Origin of the sequence: Pseudogemmobacter lacusdianii, from assembly GCF_030848395.1 — a bacterium.
In the GTDB taxonomy this organism is placed as follows: Bacteria; Pseudomonadota; Alphaproteobacteria; order Rhodobacterales; family Rhodobacteraceae; genus Pseudogemmobacter; species Pseudogemmobacter lacusdianii.
Genome location: NZ_JAVDBT010000005.1, coordinates 104,088 through 120,069 on the forward strand (window position 1 = coordinate 104,088; position 15,982 = coordinate 120,069).

Annotated in this window: 15 protein-coding genes; 9 read left to right on the top strand and 6 right to left on the bottom strand. The window is 61.0% G+C overall.

Annotation, left to right across the window (positions count from 1 at the left end; genetic code table 11):
- Positions 1 to 445 precede the first annotated feature (445 nt).
- From Q9295_RS06485 to Q9295_RS06495, 3 genes are all read left to right on the top strand, one after another.
- Complete coding sequence (locus tag Q9295_RS06485) at positions 446 to 1,447, top strand: ABC transporter substrate-binding protein (protein WP_306679706.1); 1,002 nt, start codon at positions 446 to 448, stop codon at positions 1,445 to 1,447.
- Between the two features lie 100 nt (positions 1,448 to 1,547).
- Positions 1,548 to 2,435, top strand: coding sequence for an ABC transporter permease (locus Q9295_RS06490; protein WP_306679707.1), 888 nt, complete (start codon positions 1,548 to 1,550; stop codon positions 2,433 to 2,435).
- Entirely contained in the window at positions 2,428 to 3,468 is a 1,041-nt protein-coding gene (locus Q9295_RS06495; protein WP_306679708.1) for a quaternary amine ABC transporter ATP-binding protein, read from the top strand. Before Q9295_RS06490 ends, Q9295_RS06495 begins: the two co-directional genes overlap by 8 nt.
- Positions 3,469 to 3,528: 60 nt before the next feature.
- Here Q9295_RS06495 and Q9295_RS06500 read toward each other — a convergent pair whose 3' ends face one another.
- Together Q9295_RS06500 and Q9295_RS06505 are read right to left on the bottom strand one after the other, a co-directional pair.
- Entirely contained in the window at positions 3,529 to 4,581 is a 1,053-nt protein-coding gene (locus tag Q9295_RS06500; protein ID WP_306679709.1) for a GlxA family transcriptional regulator, read from the bottom strand.
- Positions 4,582 to 4,828: 247 nt separating this feature from the next.
- Positions 4,829 to 5,020, bottom strand: coding sequence for a type 2 periplasmic-binding domain-containing protein (locus tag Q9295_RS06505; RefSeq protein WP_306679710.1), 192 nt, complete (start codon positions 5,018 to 5,020; stop codon positions 4,829 to 4,831).
- A gap of 71 nt (positions 5,021 to 5,091) precedes the next feature.
- Here Q9295_RS06505 and Q9295_RS06510 point away from each other — a divergent pair, with 71 nt between their 5' ends.
- Positions 5,092 to 5,448: a pirin-like C-terminal cupin domain-containing protein gene (locus tag Q9295_RS06510; protein ID WP_306679711.1), complete on the top strand. Its 357-nt coding sequence runs from the start codon at positions 5,092 to 5,094 to the stop codon at positions 5,446 to 5,448.
- A gap of 253 nt (positions 5,449 to 5,701) precedes the next feature.
- On the opposite strand, the gene Q9295_RS06515 is transcribed toward Q9295_RS06510, so the two are convergent.
- From Q9295_RS06515 to Q9295_RS06525, 3 genes are read right to left on the bottom strand one after another with little or no spacing between them, the layout of a single operon-like run.
- A complete protein-coding gene (locus tag Q9295_RS06515; RefSeq protein WP_306679712.1) occupies positions 5,702 to 7,309 on the bottom strand; it encodes an ABC transporter ATP-binding protein in 1,608 nt (535 codons plus the stop codon).
- Between the two features lie 3 nt (positions 7,310 to 7,312).
- The gene (locus Q9295_RS06520) at positions 7,313 to 8,170 is read right to left on the bottom strand and encodes an ABC transporter permease (RefSeq protein WP_306679713.1); all 858 of its coding nucleotides are present in this window, start codon (positions 8,168 to 8,170) and stop codon (positions 7,313 to 7,315) included.
- Between the two features lie 5 nt (positions 8,171 to 8,175).
- Positions 8,176 to 9,132 (bottom strand): ABC transporter permease, encoded by a 957-nt coding sequence (locus Q9295_RS06525; protein WP_373457439.1) that lies wholly within the window; start codon positions 9,130 to 9,132, stop codon positions 8,176 to 8,178.
- A gap of 151 nt (positions 9,133 to 9,283) precedes the next feature.
- Between Q9295_RS06525 and hutC the strand changes: the two genes are divergently transcribed.
- From hutC to Q9295_RS06550, 5 genes are all read left to right on the top strand, one after another.
- Positions 9,284 to 9,976, top strand: a complete 693-nt coding sequence (hutC, locus tag Q9295_RS06530; RefSeq protein WP_306679715.1) for a histidine utilization transcriptional repressor HutC — start codon at positions 9,284 to 9,286, stop codon at positions 9,974 to 9,976.
- 246 nt (positions 9,977 to 10,222) lie between these two features.
- Entirely contained in the window at positions 10,223 to 11,260 is a 1,038-nt protein-coding gene (locus tag Q9295_RS06535; RefSeq protein WP_306679716.1) for an aromatic ring-hydroxylating dioxygenase subunit alpha, read from the top strand.
- Positions 11,260 to 12,372, top strand: a complete 1,113-nt coding sequence (locus tag Q9295_RS06540) for a 2Fe-2S iron-sulfur cluster-binding protein (RefSeq protein ID WP_306679717.1) — start codon at positions 11,260 to 11,262, stop codon at positions 12,370 to 12,372. Before Q9295_RS06535 ends, Q9295_RS06540 begins: the two co-directional genes overlap by 1 nt.
- 5 nt (positions 12,373 to 12,377) lie before the next feature.
- Complete coding sequence (gene hisC / locus Q9295_RS06545) at positions 12,378 to 13,514, top strand: histidinol-phosphate transaminase (RefSeq protein ID WP_306679718.1); 1,137 nt, start codon at positions 12,378 to 12,380, stop codon at positions 13,512 to 13,514.
- Positions 13,511 to 14,899, top strand: a complete 1,389-nt coding sequence (locus Q9295_RS06550) for an FAD-binding oxidoreductase (protein ID WP_306679719.1) — start codon at positions 13,511 to 13,513, stop codon at positions 14,897 to 14,899. The genes hisC and Q9295_RS06550 overlap by 4 nt, the downstream gene beginning before the upstream one ends.
- A 33-nt stretch (positions 14,900 to 14,932) precedes the next feature.
- On the opposite strand, the gene Q9295_RS06555 is transcribed toward Q9295_RS06550, so the two are convergent.
- Complete coding sequence (locus Q9295_RS06555) at positions 14,933 to 15,865, bottom strand: LysR family transcriptional regulator (protein ID WP_306679720.1); 933 nt, start codon at positions 15,863 to 15,865, stop codon at positions 14,933 to 14,935.
- Between the last annotated feature and the right edge of the window lie 117 nt (positions 15,866 to 15,982).

A 15,982-nucleotide genomic window follows, 5' to 3' on the forward strand; every position in this document is an offset into this window, starting at 1 on the left:
CTCCGCCGGAACCTCTGCTTGGGCAAGGCTACGGCCATGCCGCACGGGCGCCGCTCCTCTGAACATTCTAAGATCCCAATTTACGCGCGAGCGTATTTGTGAGCGTCACGATGTGCGGATCGTCGCTGCTCTCCTCGCAAAACTTTGCCCAACATTTGCGCTGCGCGATCGGGCAGGCTTTCGGCTCTGACAGCCCCTGTCGCTAGGTGAGCGCCTTTATGCGGCTTGCCCCGCGAGGCATCGGTCGCCTGCTTTTCAGACCAATCGGCGCGAGAACCTTCCTTGGGGCGCCTTGGCCAAGGCTCCACAAGGGGCTGTCGCAATCCGACAGATAAGGTCGCTTAAGGCTCGATCTGAGCGCGTTGCCTGTTGCTCATTGAGCTTGCCCGAGCCCCCTGAAGCAACAGCTGAGGGGAGGCTTGCAATGCATAACAGGGAGAAACCTATGAAACCGACTATCGCACCGCTTGCCCTTGCGCTGGGCCTTTCCGGTGTGGGCGGCATGGCTGCCGCCGAGGGCTGCGGCGAGATCACCATTGCCAGCATGAACTGGCAAAGTGCTGAACTGGCCGCTGCAGTAGATCAGTTCATCCTGAACAACGGCTTTGGCTGCGAGGCAGAGATCATCCAAGGCGACACCGTGCCGACCATCACCTCGATGGTGGAGAAGGGCGATCCGCAAATTGCTCCCGAAGGTTGGGTCGACCTGATTCCCGAAGTCGTGCAGGCGGGTCTGGCCGAAGGCAAGATTGTCGCCGGGGCTGAGATCCTGTCGGATGGCGCGGTCCAAGGCTGGTGGATCCCTAAATATCTGGCAGACGCCAATCCCCAGATCAAAACCATCGATGACCTGCTGAAGCATCCCGAGCTTTTCCCCGATCCCGAGGATGACTCCAAAGGCGCTGTGCACAACGGCCCGCAAGGCTGGGGCGGCACGGTCGTCACCGCACAGCTTTACAAAGCCTATGGCGCGGAAGCCGCTGGCTTTAATCTGGTCGACACCGGCTCTGCCGCGGGTCTCGACGGCTCGATCGCCCGCGCTTACGAGCGTCAAGAAGGCTGGGTCGGCTATTACTGGGCACCGACCGCGCTCTTGGGCAAGTATGAGATGGTCAAGCTTGAGCATGGCGCTGCGCTTGACGCGGAAGAGTGGAAGTCCTGCACCTCGAACGCCGAATGCGCAGAACCGAAGCCGAACGATTGGCCGAAAGATAAGGTGCAAACCGTTATCGCAAAGCCCTTTGCAGACAGCGCCCCGGCTGAGGTGATGGATTACCTCAACACGCGTGCCTGGACCAATGCCACCGTCAACGGCGTCATGGCTTGGATGACCGACAACCAAGCCACGGGTGAAGATGGTGCGCGCCACTTCCTGAAAGAGAATGAAGCTTTGTGGCAGGACTGGGTCTCGCCGGAAGTCGCGGAAAAAGTAAAAGCCGCGCTCTGACCTGCTCTTACCCTGCGGGCGGCCCCGTTTGGGGCCGCCCATTTTGTTTGCCACTGCCCGCACCTTGCGCCGGGCATCTTCCCGTTAGGACCTTTCGCCTATGAGCTGGCTCACCGATTTCCCGCAGATGGATGAAAACCATCTGCGAGATCTGAGAAAAACGATCGACGAAGCGTTTAGAAGCTTCACCCGCAGTTATGGTGACACGTTCGAAGCCATGTTTGAGCCGCTCCGCATCTTCATGGTGCAGGCCGAACGCTTCATGACACAGACACCCTGGCTCATCACGCTAGCGATCATTCTCGCGGTGGCTTGGCTGGGCAGCCGGAGCGTCAAAGCCGTTTTGGCCACCGCTGCGACCATGCTGCTCATCGGCTATCTGGGCATGTGGGACGATACGATGAAGACGCTGGCGATGATCTTCGTCTGCACGGTCATCTGTATCGTCATCGGCATTCCGCTTGGGATCGCGATGGCGCGGTGGAACCGCATGCAGGCGGTCATCAACCCTGTGCTGGATGTGATGCAGACCATGCCCAGCTTCGTCTATCTGATCCCTGTGGTGATGCTTTTGGGCATCGGCAAGGTGCCGGGTCTGATTGCGGTGGTGATCTATGCCATGCCGCCGGTGATCCGCCTGACCAATCTTGGCATCCGCCTTGTCGATAAGGAAATGCTGGAAGCCGCCGACGCCTTTGGCTCTTCGGATTGGCAAAAGCTGAAGAATGTGCAGCTGCCGCTGGCGCTGCCGACCATCATGGCTGGGATCAACCAGACGATCATGATGGCTCTGGCGATGGTGGTGATCGCCTCGATGATCGGCGTGCAGGGCCTTGGCCAGCCGGTGCTGCGGGCGATCTCGAACCAGTATTTCACCCTTGGGATGTTCAACGGCTTTGCCATTGTCGGTATCGCGATCATCTTTGACCGCGTCAGCCAAGCCTTCGGCAAGCGCCTGCAAAAGCATTCGGAGGTGAGCCATGGCTGATCAGATCGGTATTGAGATCCGCAACCTTTACAAGATCTTCGGCCCGCGTGCGGCCGAGCTGATGGAGAAGGTGCGCGCAGGCGCCACCAAGACAGAGCTCAACGAGCAGCATCACCATGTGCTGGGCCTTAACAACATCAACATGTCGATGGCCGCGGGCCAGATCCATGTCATCATGGGGTTGTCCGGCTCGGGCAAATCCACGCTGATCCGCCACATCAACCGCCTGATCGACCCCACTGCCGGTGAGGTGATGGTGGGGGGTGAGAATGTGGTGGGGATGTCGAAAGAGGCATTGCGCGAATTCCGTCGCCACCAGACCGCAATGGTGTTCCAAAAATTCGCGCTGCTGCCCAACCGCACCGTGCTGGAAAACACCTATTACGGGCTGGAGATCCAAGGCGTCCCGCATGCGAAACGCGTCGATGCGGCGATGCGCTGGATCGAACGGGTGGGGCTGAAGGGCTTTGAGAAGAAATATCCCAACCAGCTTTCGGGCGGGATGCAGCAGCGCGTTGGCCTTGCGCGCGCCCTTTCGAATGACGCGCCGATCTTGCTGATGGATGAGGCTTATTCCGCACTCGATCCGCTGATCCGGGTCGATATGCAGACCGTCCTGCTCGATCTGCAAAAAGAGATCCGCAAGACCGTGGTCTTCATCACCCATGACCTTGATGAGGCTTTGCGGCTGGGCGACAGCATCGCCATCCTGCGCGATGGCGAGATTATCCAGCAAGGCACCAGCCAAGACATCGTTCTGCGTCCGGCCGATGCCTATATCGAGAACTTCGTGCGTGAAGTGAACCGGGGCCGCGTCATTCGTGCCGATGCGGCAATGGCTGCGCTGAACGGTGCCGAGCCGCCTGCGGGTCGCGTGTCCGGCTCGAACACCTTGGATGATGCAGGACGGATCATGGTGCAGAACGGGATGACACGTCTGGCGGTGATCGATGATCACTCCGGCCAGCCGGTCGGTGTGCTGACGATGGAGGCGATCATGGCCGCCATCACCCGGCACAATGCCGCCGCTTAAGCCGATTGATCTGATGCTTGTTGTGAAAAGGGCCAGAGGGGAAACCTCTGGCCCTTTTGCTTAGGCTTCGGTCTCTGCCGGTTCCTCGCGCATTTTGCGGAAATGCGAAAAACGGTGAGGCGAGACGCCAAATTTCTTGCGAAAGCTTTTCGAGAAATGGGAGCTGGATTGATAGCCGCAGGCGATCGCGGTCTCGAGCACACTCAGATCGGTCTCAGCCAAAAGCGCCCGCCCATTCTGCAGCCGCAGATTGTTTAGGTATTGCAGCGGTGTCACGCCAAGATTGCCTTTAAACAAACGTTCAATCTGCCGCCGCGACACGCCCACATGATCGGCGCAATCATCGATGCTGAAGGGCTCTTCGATATGCTCTTCAAGATAAGTGACCGCTTTGGCCAGATGCCGGTTGCGGGTGCCCAAACGGGAACTGAGCGAGGTGGTTTGCTCATCCGCCTCATCCCTGCGTCGGGACAGAAGGCACATATTCATCACCGCTTGGCTGAGCTCTCCGCCGAAATGTTCGTCCACGATCCTTAAGACGAGGTCGGCCGCAGCCACCCCACCGGCACAGGTGACGATGCGATCGTCGACACTGAAGACCTGCCATTCCGGCGTCAGATCTGGGAAAACTTCGGTGAAGCTGCGGATGTTCTCCCAATGCAGGGTGAACCGCCGCCCATCCAAAATCCCGGCCCGTGCCAAAGCATAGGCCCCGGTGCAAAGCCCGCCCACGGTGCGTCCATGCCGCCACTGGGCCCGGATCCAATCGCTTAAGGTCGAACTGCAGGCCAATTCTGGCTCGACGCCGCCACAGACCAAAACATAGCCCGGCGCTGCGTGATTGGGCAGGGCAGCATCTGGCACGAGCGAAAGCCCGTTTGAGCAGCGCACCGGCTTGCCATCCGCACTATAGACGTTCCAGCGAAACAGCACCTGGCCCGCCAGTTGGTTCGCCACCCGCAACGGCTCAATCGCCGAGGTGAAGGCCAGCATGGTAAACTGATGCATCAGCACGAAGGAAACGTTGATCGGTTCCTTGGGCGCTTGGAGCGAGATATGGGCAATTCCCCGTGCCACATAGCGGCGATCACCGGCATCGATCACATTGGACATGGCGGACCCTTCCGTGGGAGAATTTCGACGGCGATATCCAATCGGCAGATGAGTGTCCATATCACTGCTGCGCTGGGTTTTAAGGTCTGTCTCGAGGGGGTTGCGAAGGGCGTTTATCGCCAGACTTTAAGGATTTATGGGGGCAAGCGGACGGGCCCAGAAATGCAGCGAGGCGACCGGGTTGGCTTGAGCCGCCTTGGGGGCCGATGGGTGGCAAAGGGCAGGGCCGAGAGCGCGGCCGACCGTCCTATCGGGGACGTGGCGGGCAGATCCCTTGATAGGCAGTGGCCAACCAATCGAGCAGGTGGCGCACCACGGGGCGCATGCCTTTCTTGCCCAAATGCACGGCATGAATGCGGCCAACGGGCGCGCGCAAATCCAGATCGACAGTGACCAAACGGCGGGCCTGCAGGTCATCTTCGACCAAGATGCGCGGCATCAGACGTTCACCAGCGGCCAAATCCCAGCGGTTGAACTGGAAGGCCGCAGTCGCCTGCGCGTCATCGCGGGGTGTATGGCGGTGTTGAGGGGCCCGCGCAGACGGCCTCGCCTTTGCATCTGTGGGACGTTTACCTGCAGGCTGGCGATGGTCACCGCATCGAACTGCCAGCAGGGCAGGCGGTGTCGGTTGCGCTTTTGAGTGGTGGCGCGGTGCTGAATGGCCTCCAAGAATTGGCAGGCCCTGAAACGGTGATCTTCACCACCGATGCAGGGCAGATCCAACTGGCCGCGACCGAAGATGCCCATTACCTCGTCTTGGCGGGAGAGCCGATTAAGGAGCCGATCGCAATGGGCGACCCCTTCGTGATGAACACCGAAGCCGAGTTGCGCGATGCCTATCAGGATTTTCGCATGGGCAAGCTCTGACGCCGCTGACCCTGCGCGTGGCGCGACCCTCCATCTGCGAGGGCATCCCGAAGCGAGCAGGGCGCGCTACCAATTGCCAAGGGGCATGAGATCACGGCCAGCCCGAGAGCAGGGGCTGGCTGCGTGACTTCTGCGCCAAAGCCCGTTTGATGCGGCATGATCCCTGTTGGGGCGGCGTCCCATCCCCGCGATAGGTTTCGGGGATGGAACGCGGCTTTTGGCGGGCACGGGCCTTTGTCCTGCCCGCCTGAGCTTAGGCCTGACGGGCCGCGAGCAGGTTGTCGAGCCAGTCGGGGTCCATTTCGGGGACCGAGGAGAGCAAAAGCTCGGTATAAGCGGCATGTGGTGGGGCAAAGATCTCGTCTTTGCTGCCTTGCTCAACCACACGGCCGTTTTGCATCACCACCACATGATCGGCGATGGCGCGCACAGTCGCGAGATCATGGGTGATGAAAAGATAGCCCAGCCCACGCTCGCGTTGCAGCCGGTCCAGGAGCCGCAAGATGCCTTCGGCGACGATTTGGTCAAGCGCGCTGGTCACCTCATCGCAGATGATCAAATCGGGTTCGGCTGCCAAGGCGCGGGCGATGCAGACGCGTTGTTTCTGACCGCCCGAAAGCTCGCTTGGCAGGCGGTTGATGAAAAGATCGGGGTCCAGCTCGATCTCGGTCAAAAGCTCGCGGATGCGGTCTTCCTTGGCGCGGCCGCGCAGGCCTAGGTAAAACTCCAGCGGCCGGCCCAGCACCTCACGGATGGTGTGGCGCGGGTTCAGCGCGGTGTCGGCGCTTTGGTGGATCATTTGCATGCGCTTCAGCATGCTGCGCGGGCGGTCACGGTTCTTGGCGGGCAGCATTTGGCCGTCGAACTTCACCAGCCCGGCGGTGGGCGGCAAAAGCCCCATTGCCACGCGTGCGGTGGTGGACTTGCCCGAGCCGCTTTCGCCGACCACGGCCACGGTTCTGCCGCGGTGCGCGGCGATGGTGACGCGGTCCAGCACTTTATGGGTGCCGTAAGAGGCATCGACGCCGGTGATCTCAAGCAGCGGCGGGCCTTCGGGGAGGGGCCCGCGCGGCGAGGCTTGGAACTCACGCACGGCCCAAAGCGATTTGGTATAGGCCTCTTTGGGATGGGCCAGCATCTCGCGGGCAGGGGCGTCTTCGACCTCTTCGCCCTTGAGCAAAACCTTGATGCGGTCGGCCATCTGGGCCACGACCGCAAGGTCATGGGTGATGTAGATTGCAGCCGAGCCGTGGTTGCGCACGATGTCGCGGATCGCGGCGAGAACCTCGATCTGGGTGGTGACGTCCAGCGCGGTGGTCGGTTCGTCAAAGATGATGAGGTCCGGCTTGCAGGCCATCGCCATCGCGGTCATCGCGCGCTGCAATTGCCCGCCCGAGATCTGGTGCGGGAAGCGAAAGCCGATCTGATCGGGGTCGGGCAGGCGCATCTCACTGTAAAGGCGTACGGCTTCCGCCTCGGCTTCGCTGCGCGACATGACGCCGTGTCGGATCGGGGCCTCGCAATGCTGTGCGATGATGCGCCAAGCCGGGTTGAAGGAGGCGGCCGAGGATTGCGCGACATAGGCGATGCGGCGGCCGCGCAGCTTGCGCAGCTCTTCCGTCGAAGCACCGACCAGCTCTTGCCCGTCAAAACGGATCGAACCGCTTGAGATGCGGCAGCCGGGGCGCACATGGCCCATTGCCGTCAGACCAAGGGTGGATTTCCCCGCGCCGCTTTCGCCGATCAGCCCCAGAACCTCGCCGCGGTGCAGATCAAGGCTGACGCCTTTGACGATCTCATTCCAGCCATTGCTGCCGCGGCCTTCGATGCGGAGGTCGCGGATTTCCAACAGTTTTTCCATGGTTCAGTCCTTCAATCCGCTGGAAAGGTGCAGCACCCAATCGACGACCAGATTGACCGAGACGGTCAGGATCGCGATGGCGGCCGCAGGCAGGAGCGGAGCCAGGCCGAAGGTTGCCGTTTGCCAGCTTGAGAAGTTGGCGAAGGAGATCAGGCGCGCACTTTCGCGCACCATCGAGCCCCAATCCGCTGTCGGCGGTTGCAACCCTAGACCAAGGAAGCTGAGGGCGGCGATAAAGAGAAAGACAAAGCAGAAGCGCAGGCCAAACTCCGCGATCAGCGGTGCGGCGGCATTGGGCAGGATCTCGCGGCGGACGATCCAGCCCAGTCCCTCGCCACGCATCCGCGCGACTTCGATATAGTCCAAGGTTAGGATGCCTTGCGCCACAGCGCGCGACAGGCGGAAGACGCGGGTGCTGTCGAGCACGGCGATGACCAAGATCAGCGCCACCACGGATGTGCCGGTGATGGTGAGGATCAGCAGGGCGAAAATCAGCGAAGGGATCGCCATCAGCACATCGACCAGCCGCGACAGCGCGGTGTCGACCCAGCCGCCCATCGTGGCGGCCACCAGCCCTAGGGTGGAGCCGATTAAGAAGGCCAAGCCGGTGGCCATCAAGGCGATGCCGACGGTGTTTCTGGCGCCATAGATCAGCCGCGACAGCACATCTCGGCCCAAGGCGTCGGTGCCAAGGTAATAGGGCGCGACCCAAGGTTGATAGGTGGGCCCGACGACCTCTTGCTCGGCGTAGGGCGCGATGAGGGGGGCGAAGATGGCAAGCACGGCGTAGAGCAGGATCAAGCTCATCCCGAGCTTTGCCGAGAACGGAGCACTGCGCATGGCTGAAAGGCTAAGCGCCATGGAGATTACCTCGGGTGCAGAAGGCGCGGGTTAGAGGCAATGCCAATCAGGTCCGCAACCAAGTTGAGAAGAATATAGGTCGCCGCGAAGATCAGGCAGGCGGCCTGCACCACGGGCATATCGCGCTTTGCCACGCTGTCGACCAGCAATTGGCCAAGGCCGGGATAGACGAAGACCACTTCGACCAGCACGACGCCGACGATAAGATAGGCAAGGTTTAGCGCGATCACGGTGACAATCGGCGCGACCGCATTCGGCAAGGCGTGAATGGCGATGACGCGCCAAGCTTTCATGCCCTTAAGTTCGGCCATTTCGATATAGGGCAGGGCGAGCAGGTTCACGATCGCTGCGCGGGTCATCCGCATCATATGCGCGGCCACGATCAAGACCATCGTCAGCGCCGGCAGGAAGGCGGTGTGCAGCCGATCCGCCAAGGTCATGTCCGGGGTCACGTTGGCAAGGCTGGGGAACCAGCCCAATTGTACTGAAAAGAGCAAGATCAGGATATAGGCCACGAAGAACTCGGGGAAGGAGATCACCGTGAGCGTGGTGCCCGAGATCCAGCGGTCCAGCAGGCCGCCGCGGTATAGCGCTGCCAAGAGGCCAAGGCCCACCGAAAGCGGCACTGCGATCGCGGCAGCATAACCCGCCAAGAAGAAGGTGTTGAAGGCGCGGTCCGAAATCAGATCTGCAATCGGACGTCGGTTTGCCAGCGACAGGCCAAAATCGCCCTGCACCGCATTGCCCAGCCAAGCCAGATAGCGCGTCATCGGCGGATCGGTCAGGCCAAATTGCTCTTTGAAGGCGGCAATCGTCTCGGGCGAGGCGGATTGGCCCAGCACCTCGGTGGCGATGTCGCCGGGCAAAAGCTCAACCGCCCAGAAAATCACGGCTGACACGATGAGCAGTGTCAGGAGACCGATGCCCAGTCGCCTGAGCACAAGAAGCGGAATCGGTGACAATTTGGTTGGCATTCTGGCAGGACTTCTTTCGTTATGTATAGTCATAATCCAGAAGTTTGCCGCGCAGTCTAGTAAAATATTGGCTCGACACCCCTAATTGTTGCTTGCATTTTGAGCGCGCTTCAAACTTGAGCAGTTGAGGGGCGGCGTGATGCGTTCGGCGACTTATCGTGAGATCAAGGCAGATTTATTACGGCGAATCCTGGGTGGAGAATGGCTGCCCGGCAGCTTGGTGCCGAACGAACAACAGCTTGCGCAAGAGTTCAAGGCTGCGCGTGCAACCGTCAATCGAGCGATGCGCGAGCTGGTGGATGAGGGGATCATCGAGCGGCGGCGCAAGGCTGGCACGCGGGTGCGCAAAGCGCCGGTGCGCACGGTGCGTTTTGCGGTGCCTCTGACCCAGCGCGAGATCTCTGAGCGCGGCTCGGCCTATGGGCACACACTGCTCATGTCAGAGATTGTGCCGGCGCAAGATTGGTTGGCAGAGCGGCTGAATGTGACCTCGGGGGCCGAGGTGATGCATGTGATCTGCCTGCATTCGGCGGATGGTGAGCCCTACCAATTGGAGGATCGCTGGATCAATCTGGCGGCGACGCCCGCTGCGCGCGAGGCGGATTTCACCCAGAACGGCCCGATGGAATGGTTGGTGCAGCAGGTGCCCTTTTCGGACGTTGAGGTCAGCATGTCGGCGGCGCTGGCCACGAAAGAGCAGGCAAGGCTGCTGAAATCGGCGCTGGGCGATGCGCTCTTTCGCGTTGATCGGCGCACGATCTGGCGCGATGAGGTGGTGGCCTATGTCACGCTTCTACATCGCCCGGATTACCAGATGACGGGCCGCTACTAAGGGCCTCATTTGGATGTTTTGGCGCAGCGTTGCTGGGTTTTCGAGGCAACGTTCTGTGCCAACTTTTTCATCACCTTGCGCAAAAAGCTCTCTGAAAAGCCATGAAATGAGGACCTTTCCAGGGGGATTGCGGCGCAGACTTGAGGCTACTTGATTTAGCTAATCTAAAGATTGCGTTAGAACTGATCTCTTTAAGCCGCCCGAAGAATAACGTATTTTGTCTATACATAAATTTCGGAGGCTATAATGTTCCTGCGCAACAGCTGGTATGTGGCGGCTTGGGATCACGAGGTCGGCACTGGCCTCTTCCCCGTCAAAATGCTTGGCGAAAACATCGTCCTTTATCGCAAACTCAACGGTCAAGTGGCCGCTCTTGAGGATGCCTGCCCGCACCGCAAGCTGCCGTTGTCGATGGGACGAATCAAAGGTGATACGGTTGAGTGCGGCTATCATGGCCTGACCTTTGACAGCACCGGCACTTGCACCCGCGTGCCCGGCGTTGAGAAGATCCCGCATGTGGCTTGCGTGCGGTCCTACCCGATCGAAGAGCGTTATGGCCTTTTGTGGGTCTGGATGGGCGATGCCGACAAGGCTGATCCCGCGCTGATCTTTGAAGTCGACCATTGGGGCGACCCGGCTTGGGGCGTGAACCGTGGCGACTCTATGCAGATCAACTGCAACTACCTTTACATGACCGACAACCTGTTGGACCCGTCGCATGTGGCTTGGGTTCACCAAACCTCCTTCGGCAATGCCGCGACCGAAGAGGCTCCGCTTGAGACCACCATCGGCGAAAAGGGCGTCACCGTCTGGCGCTGGATGATGGATGTTGAGCCTGCGCCCTTCTATGCGCCTTTCTTGAAGTTCAAAGGCAACTGCGACCGCAAGCAGCACTATGAAGTGCACTATCCCAGCCATGCCATCATCAAGTCGATCTTCTCGCCCGCCGGTGCCGGTGGTGAGGGCCGTCCGTTCGTCGATGATACCTTCTTGATGGACAGCTATAACTTCATGACGCCGATCGACGAGAACACGACCAAATACTATTGGTTCCAGATGCGCAACTTCGCTCCGAACGACGCAGAAGTGTCGCGTCAGTTTGCGGTTTCGGTGCGTGGCGCCTTTGATGAAGATCGCGCTGTGCTGACGGCGGTGCATAAGGGTATGGCTGAAAAGCAAACCCCGAACCTTGATCTGAAGATCGACGTGGGTCCGCTGCGCTTCCGCCGCAACCTTGCCAAGATGATCGAGGCCGAACAGGCACAGAAAGTCGCGGCTGAGTGATGACTGCCAACGACCGGCCCGCTTCGGGGAAAGCTGGTTTTCGCGGCCTGAAAGTGGTTGCGAAAACCGTCGAGAGCAGCTTGATCACCTCGATCTACCTTGAGGCGGAGGACGGCAGTGTACTGCCGTCCTTCCGGCCGGGCCAGTTTCTGGTCTTCAAGTTCCCGGCCGAGAACGACAAGGGCTATGTGCTGCGCAACTATAGCCTTTCGGGGGCGCCGGATGACCAGATGCGCTACCGCATCTCGGTCAAGCGAGAGCCTGCGGCGGGGCCGGATCTGCCGGTGGGTTTCGGCTCAAACCACCTGCATGATCAGGTTGAAATCGGCGATGTCCTCAGCGTCGAAGGTCCGCGCGGTGAGTTTGTGCTTGATGAGCAAAGCGATCGCCCGGTGGTCTTGCTCAGCGGTGGCGTTGGGCTGACGCCGATGGTCTCGATGCTGCATGCTTTGGCGCAGCGTTCAGAGCGTCGCGCGCTGTTCGTACATGCTTGTGAGAATGGCGATGTCCATGCTTTGCGCCGTGAAGTGGATGCGGTGATCGGGCAGCGCGCGGGACTTGCGGCGCATTACCGCTACCGCATGCCGCTGGATGCAGACCGCTCTGCGGGCCATTTCCACGGCGAGGGTGTGATCACCCGCGAGGTGCTGCAAGAGCTGTTGTGCCTTGATGATTATGAGTTCTACCTCTGTGGCCCACCCGGCTTCATGCAGGCGGTCTATCAGACATTGCGCGGGCTTGGCGTGGCCAAGGACCGCATAGCCTATGAATTCTTTGGCCCCGCCACGGTGCTTGATACCGAAGTGAAGCCTATCGTTGCGGCAGCCCCTGTCGCTGCACCGGCTGAAGCGGGGGAGGCGATCACCGTCGAATTCCGCAAGTCGGGGATCACGGTGGCTTGGGATGATGCGACTGGCTCGATCCTTGATCTGGCCGAGAATGCCGGGCTGACGCCGGACTTCAGCTGCCGCGCCGGCATCTGCGGCACCTGCGTTGCGCGCAGCCTCTCGGGCGAGGTGAGCTATTTCGAAGACCCGTTGGATGAGATGGGCGAGGGCGAGGTTCTGCTTTGCTGCTCTCGGCCAAAGACCGCCCTCGTATTGGATCTGTGACGCGCATGACAAATCACACGCCCCCTCGCGACCTCAGGCCTGCGGCCTTGCAGGTCAATCCGCATGTCTCGGCCCTGCCGACCTATAATGCCGGCATGTCGCTGGACAAGGCGCGGGCGATCAGTGGCCATGAAGAGCTGGCGCGGCTGGCCAGCAATGAAAACCCCGACGGATGCTCTCCGGCGGTGCGGGCGGCCTTGGCCAGCGCCGCCTTTGATCCGTCGCGCTATGCCGATCCGGCCTGCACGGCCTTGCGGGAGGCTTTGGCGGCGCGGCTTGGGGTTGAGCCGGGCGTGATCGTGGCGGGCAATGGCTCGGAAGAGATGATTGCCGCGATCTCGCGCGGGGTGCTGACGCCAGAGGCTCAGGTTGTGACCGTTGTGCCAAGCTTTGGCCTGCATGAGATTGAGCCTTTGGCGGCGGGTGCCTCGGTCTTGAAGGTGCCGATGACGGGGGAGGCGGGCTTTGACCTTGCAGCCTTGGAGGCGGCGATTGCTGCGGGTCCGCGCGTGGTCTTCCTGTCGTCGCCTTGGAACCCAGTTGGCCCGGCGCTGGATCAAAATGCGCTTGATCGGCTGATCGCGGCGGTCCGGCCCGGCACCTTGTTCGTGCTGGACGAGGCCTATTTCGAATTCGCCGATGCGGGTCTACCCGATGGGATCGAGGTGCTGCGCAACAGCGGCATCAACTGGATCGTGCTGCGCACCTTCTCAAAGGCCTATGGGTTGGCAGGTTTGCGCGTCGGCTATGCGGTCTGCTCGGACACCGAGATTGCCCGCGTGGTCGGCGCCGCAAAGACGCCTTTCAACGTCAATTGCGCGGCGCAGATTGCGGCCACAGCGGCGCTGGCGGATGAGGCTTGGATGAAAGCCTCGGTCGCGGGGACGCGGGCCGAGCGGCTGCGCGTCGAGGCGGCTTTCGCAGAAATGGGGCTGCGCGCGGCCTCCTCGCAGACGAACTTTTTGTTCTTTGACTGCGGGCGCGACAGCAGCGAGATGGCGACGAGCCTGCTGATGGCCGGGATCATCGTCAAACCTTGGCGCGAGCCCGGCTATACAAGCTGGCTGCGGGCGACCATTGGCAAACCGGCCGAGAACGACCGGTTGATCGCGGCTTTGCGCGCGCTTACGGTCGCGGCATGAGCCACAGCCCCGCATCTTCCGAACTGATCTCTTTGCGGCAGGAACTGGCGGGCATCGTCGGTGCCAGCCATCTGCGCGAGGATCTTGGCCCGGAGCATGGGGCCAAGCTGATGGCACTGCCCGCCTCGACCGAAGAGGTCGCGGCACTCGTCCAGCTTTGTGCCGCGCGTGGGGTCAGCATTGTCCCCGAGGGCGGCGGCACTGGGCTGGTTGGCGGGACTTTGTCGCAACCGGGGCAGTTGGTTATCTCATTGACCCGGATGGCAAAGATTGAAGCCATCTATCCGGACGAGCGTGTCGCGGTCGTGCAGGCGGGCGTGCCGCTTGAGGTGTTGCAAAGTGCCGCGGCGCTGCATGGGCTGGAGCCGGGGATCGACCTGCCAGCCCGTGGCACAGCGACGATTGGCGGCATGGTTTCGACCAATGCGGGCGGCATCATGGCGCATCGCTACGGGGTGATGCGGCACCGGGTGCTGGGCTTGGAAGCGGTGCTGCCGGATGGTCAGATCTACTCCGATCTGACCCGGGTGGTGAAAAACGCCGCTGGCTACGATCTGAAGCATCTTTTCATCGGGGCGGAAGGCACGCTTGGGCTTGTGACGCGGGTGGTTTTGAAGCTTGAGCCTTTGCCCGCAGCCTCGGCCACGGTGCTTTTGGGGCTGCCGTCGTTTGACGCCGCGCTTCAGGCGATCAACCTTGCGATGAAGACCGAGATTGGGCATCTGCGCGGTGCCGAGGGACTTTGGCAAAGCTACATCCGGCTGACGGCGCAGGCGCATGGTTGGTCAGAGCCGAGCTTCCCGCTCGATCAGCCGGTCAATCTTTTGCTGATGCTGGGAGGCGGTGATGAGGCCGCTTTGCAGGGCGCCATCGAGGGGATCTTCGGCAGCATCCTTGAGGCCTATCCCAGCGCCACCGGCATTATTGCCGCATCGAAGCGCCAAGAGGCCGATCTGTGGCGGCTGCGCGAGGACACCGATGTCCTTTATCGCACCCATAAGGCGGCGCCCTCTTATGACGTCTCGGTGCCGCTGTCCGAGATTGCGGGCTATGTTGACCATGTCACGCAGGGACTGGCGGCGCTGGATGGCGGGATTAAGCCTTATGTTTTCGGGCATTTGGCCGATGGTAACCTGCATATCGTGTTGGACCGCACGGGGCCGATGGCACCCGGCCTAACCGCATCGGTGGAAGAGGTGCTTTACGCGCCGCTGCGCGCGCTGGGGGGCAGTTTCTCGGCCGAGCATGGTGTGGGTTCAAAGCGGATCGGATCTTTGATCGCGACGGTGGACGCTGGAAAGCTGCAAATGATGACGCAGCTTAAACGCACACTGGACCCGGGCAATCTTTTGAACCCCGGCAAGGTGTTGAGCTTGAAATCCTAAACTTAGAATAGCGCGCACCGGACCGGTTGCGCGCTATTTCGGTTTGACCGTGCCCTCGCGCCGCGGGCGAGATTGGGCGATGGTCCAGTTAAGGAACTCACGCGCCACGTCGCGCGCCAAGCTCGCTGCACCCCAGCAGATGAAATAGGATTCGTTGAGCGGCATGGCATCGTCCGAAAGCCGGATCAAACGGCCGGATTCAACATCGGCCTCGGCAAAGGCGGCCTGTGCCAGCACGACGCCTTGGCCGGCGATCGCGGCTTCAAGCCCGAAGCTCGACAGCGAATAGATCGTCGCCATTTTGGGCTGGCCCGACAGCCGCTGCCCGCGCCTTGCAAACCATTCGGTCCAAGTGGGCGATGCGGTCTCGCCCATGCCCCAATCCACCTCGATCAAGGGCACATTCATCAAGCCGGAGTCGGTTGCGGCCTCGGGGTGGGCCTGCAAAAACTCGGGTGAGCAGGCGGGGAAACAGGTGTCGCGGAACAAGAGCCGCGAATGCGGATAGCGCGCAGCGGCATTGCCATAGGTCAGGCGAAAGCCGTGATCCATCAACTGGGGATCGGTCTCGCGATGGGTGGCCACGATGCGAATCGACGGGTCCTGCGCAGCGGCCTGAAAGCGGTGGATGATCGGGTGCAGCCATTTTTGCAAAAGCGTCGGCAGGCCCGAGATCACCAGATCTTCAGACATGCGTTGGGCGAGGATGAAATCTGAGGCGCGGGTCAGGCGGTCGAAGCCTTGCGCGATCATCTCGTGGTAAATTCGGGCCGCCGGGGTCAGCCCGATGCGTCGTCCCTCACGGATCAGCAGGGGAAAGCCGACATGCTCTTCCAATAAGCGCAGCTGCTGGCTGATCGCGCCGGGCGTCACACCAAGGCTGCGCGCCGCGCCGTGCACGGTGCTGGTGCGGCCAAAGGCATCAAACGCCTGCAAAGCACGCAAGGGGGGCAGACCTTTGCTCATTTTTTGCTCCGCTGTGAGACTGCGTTGATCCGTGTAATGCGTTAGTCTGGCTAAACAAATGTGTAGAGCTTATCGTTTGTGTGATGCGTTGGCGAGGCTTAGCTTATTAAGTACATA

Bases quoted from the DNA above. Each gene is read 5' to 3' on its own strand.
- Q9295_RS06495 (WP_306679708.1), top strand. From the start codon at position 2,428: ATGGCTGATCAGATCGGTATTGAGATCCGCAACCTTTACAAGATCTTC.
- hutC (WP_306679715.1), top strand. From the start codon at position 9,284: ATGCGTTCGGCGACTTATCGTGAGATCAAGGCAGATTTATTACGGCGA.
- Q9295_RS06500 (WP_306679709.1), bottom strand. From the start codon at position 4,581: ATGTCCAATGTGATCGATGCCGGTGATCGCCGCTATGTGGCACGGGGA.
- Q9295_RS06555 (WP_306679720.1), bottom strand. From the start codon at position 15,865: ATGAGCAAAGGTCTGCCCCCCTTGCGTGCTTTGCAGGCGTTTGATGCC.
- Q9295_RS06485 (WP_306679706.1), top strand. From the start codon at position 446: ATGAAACCGACTATCGCACCGCTTGCCCTTGCGCTGGGCCTTTCCGGT.
- Q9295_RS06515 (WP_306679712.1), bottom strand. From the start codon at position 7,309: ATGGAAAAACTGTTGGAAATCCGCGACCTCCGCATCGAAGGCCGCGGC.
- Q9295_RS06520 (WP_306679713.1), bottom strand. From the start codon at position 8,170: ATGGCGCTTAGCCTTTCAGCCATGCGCAGTGCTCCGTTCTCGGCAAAG.
- Q9295_RS06535 (WP_306679716.1), top strand. From the start codon at position 10,223: ATGTTCCTGCGCAACAGCTGGTATGTGGCGGCTTGGGATCACGAGGTC.
- Q9295_RS06540 (WP_306679717.1), top strand. From the start codon at position 11,260: ATGACTGCCAACGACCGGCCCGCTTCGGGGAAAGCTGGTTTTCGCGGC.
- Q9295_RS06490 (WP_306679707.1), top strand. From the start codon at position 1,548: ATGAGCTGGCTCACCGATTTCCCGCAGATGGATGAAAACCATCTGCGA.
- Q9295_RS06505 (WP_306679710.1), bottom strand. From the start codon at position 5,020: ATGCCGCGCATCTTGGTCGAAGATGACCTGCAGGCCCGCCGTTTGGTC.
- Q9295_RS06550 (WP_306679719.1), top strand. From the start codon at position 13,511: ATGAGCCACAGCCCCGCATCTTCCGAACTGATCTCTTTGCGGCAGGAA.
- hisC (WP_306679718.1), top strand. From the start codon at position 12,378: ATGACAAATCACACGCCCCCTCGCGACCTCAGGCCTGCGGCCTTGCAG.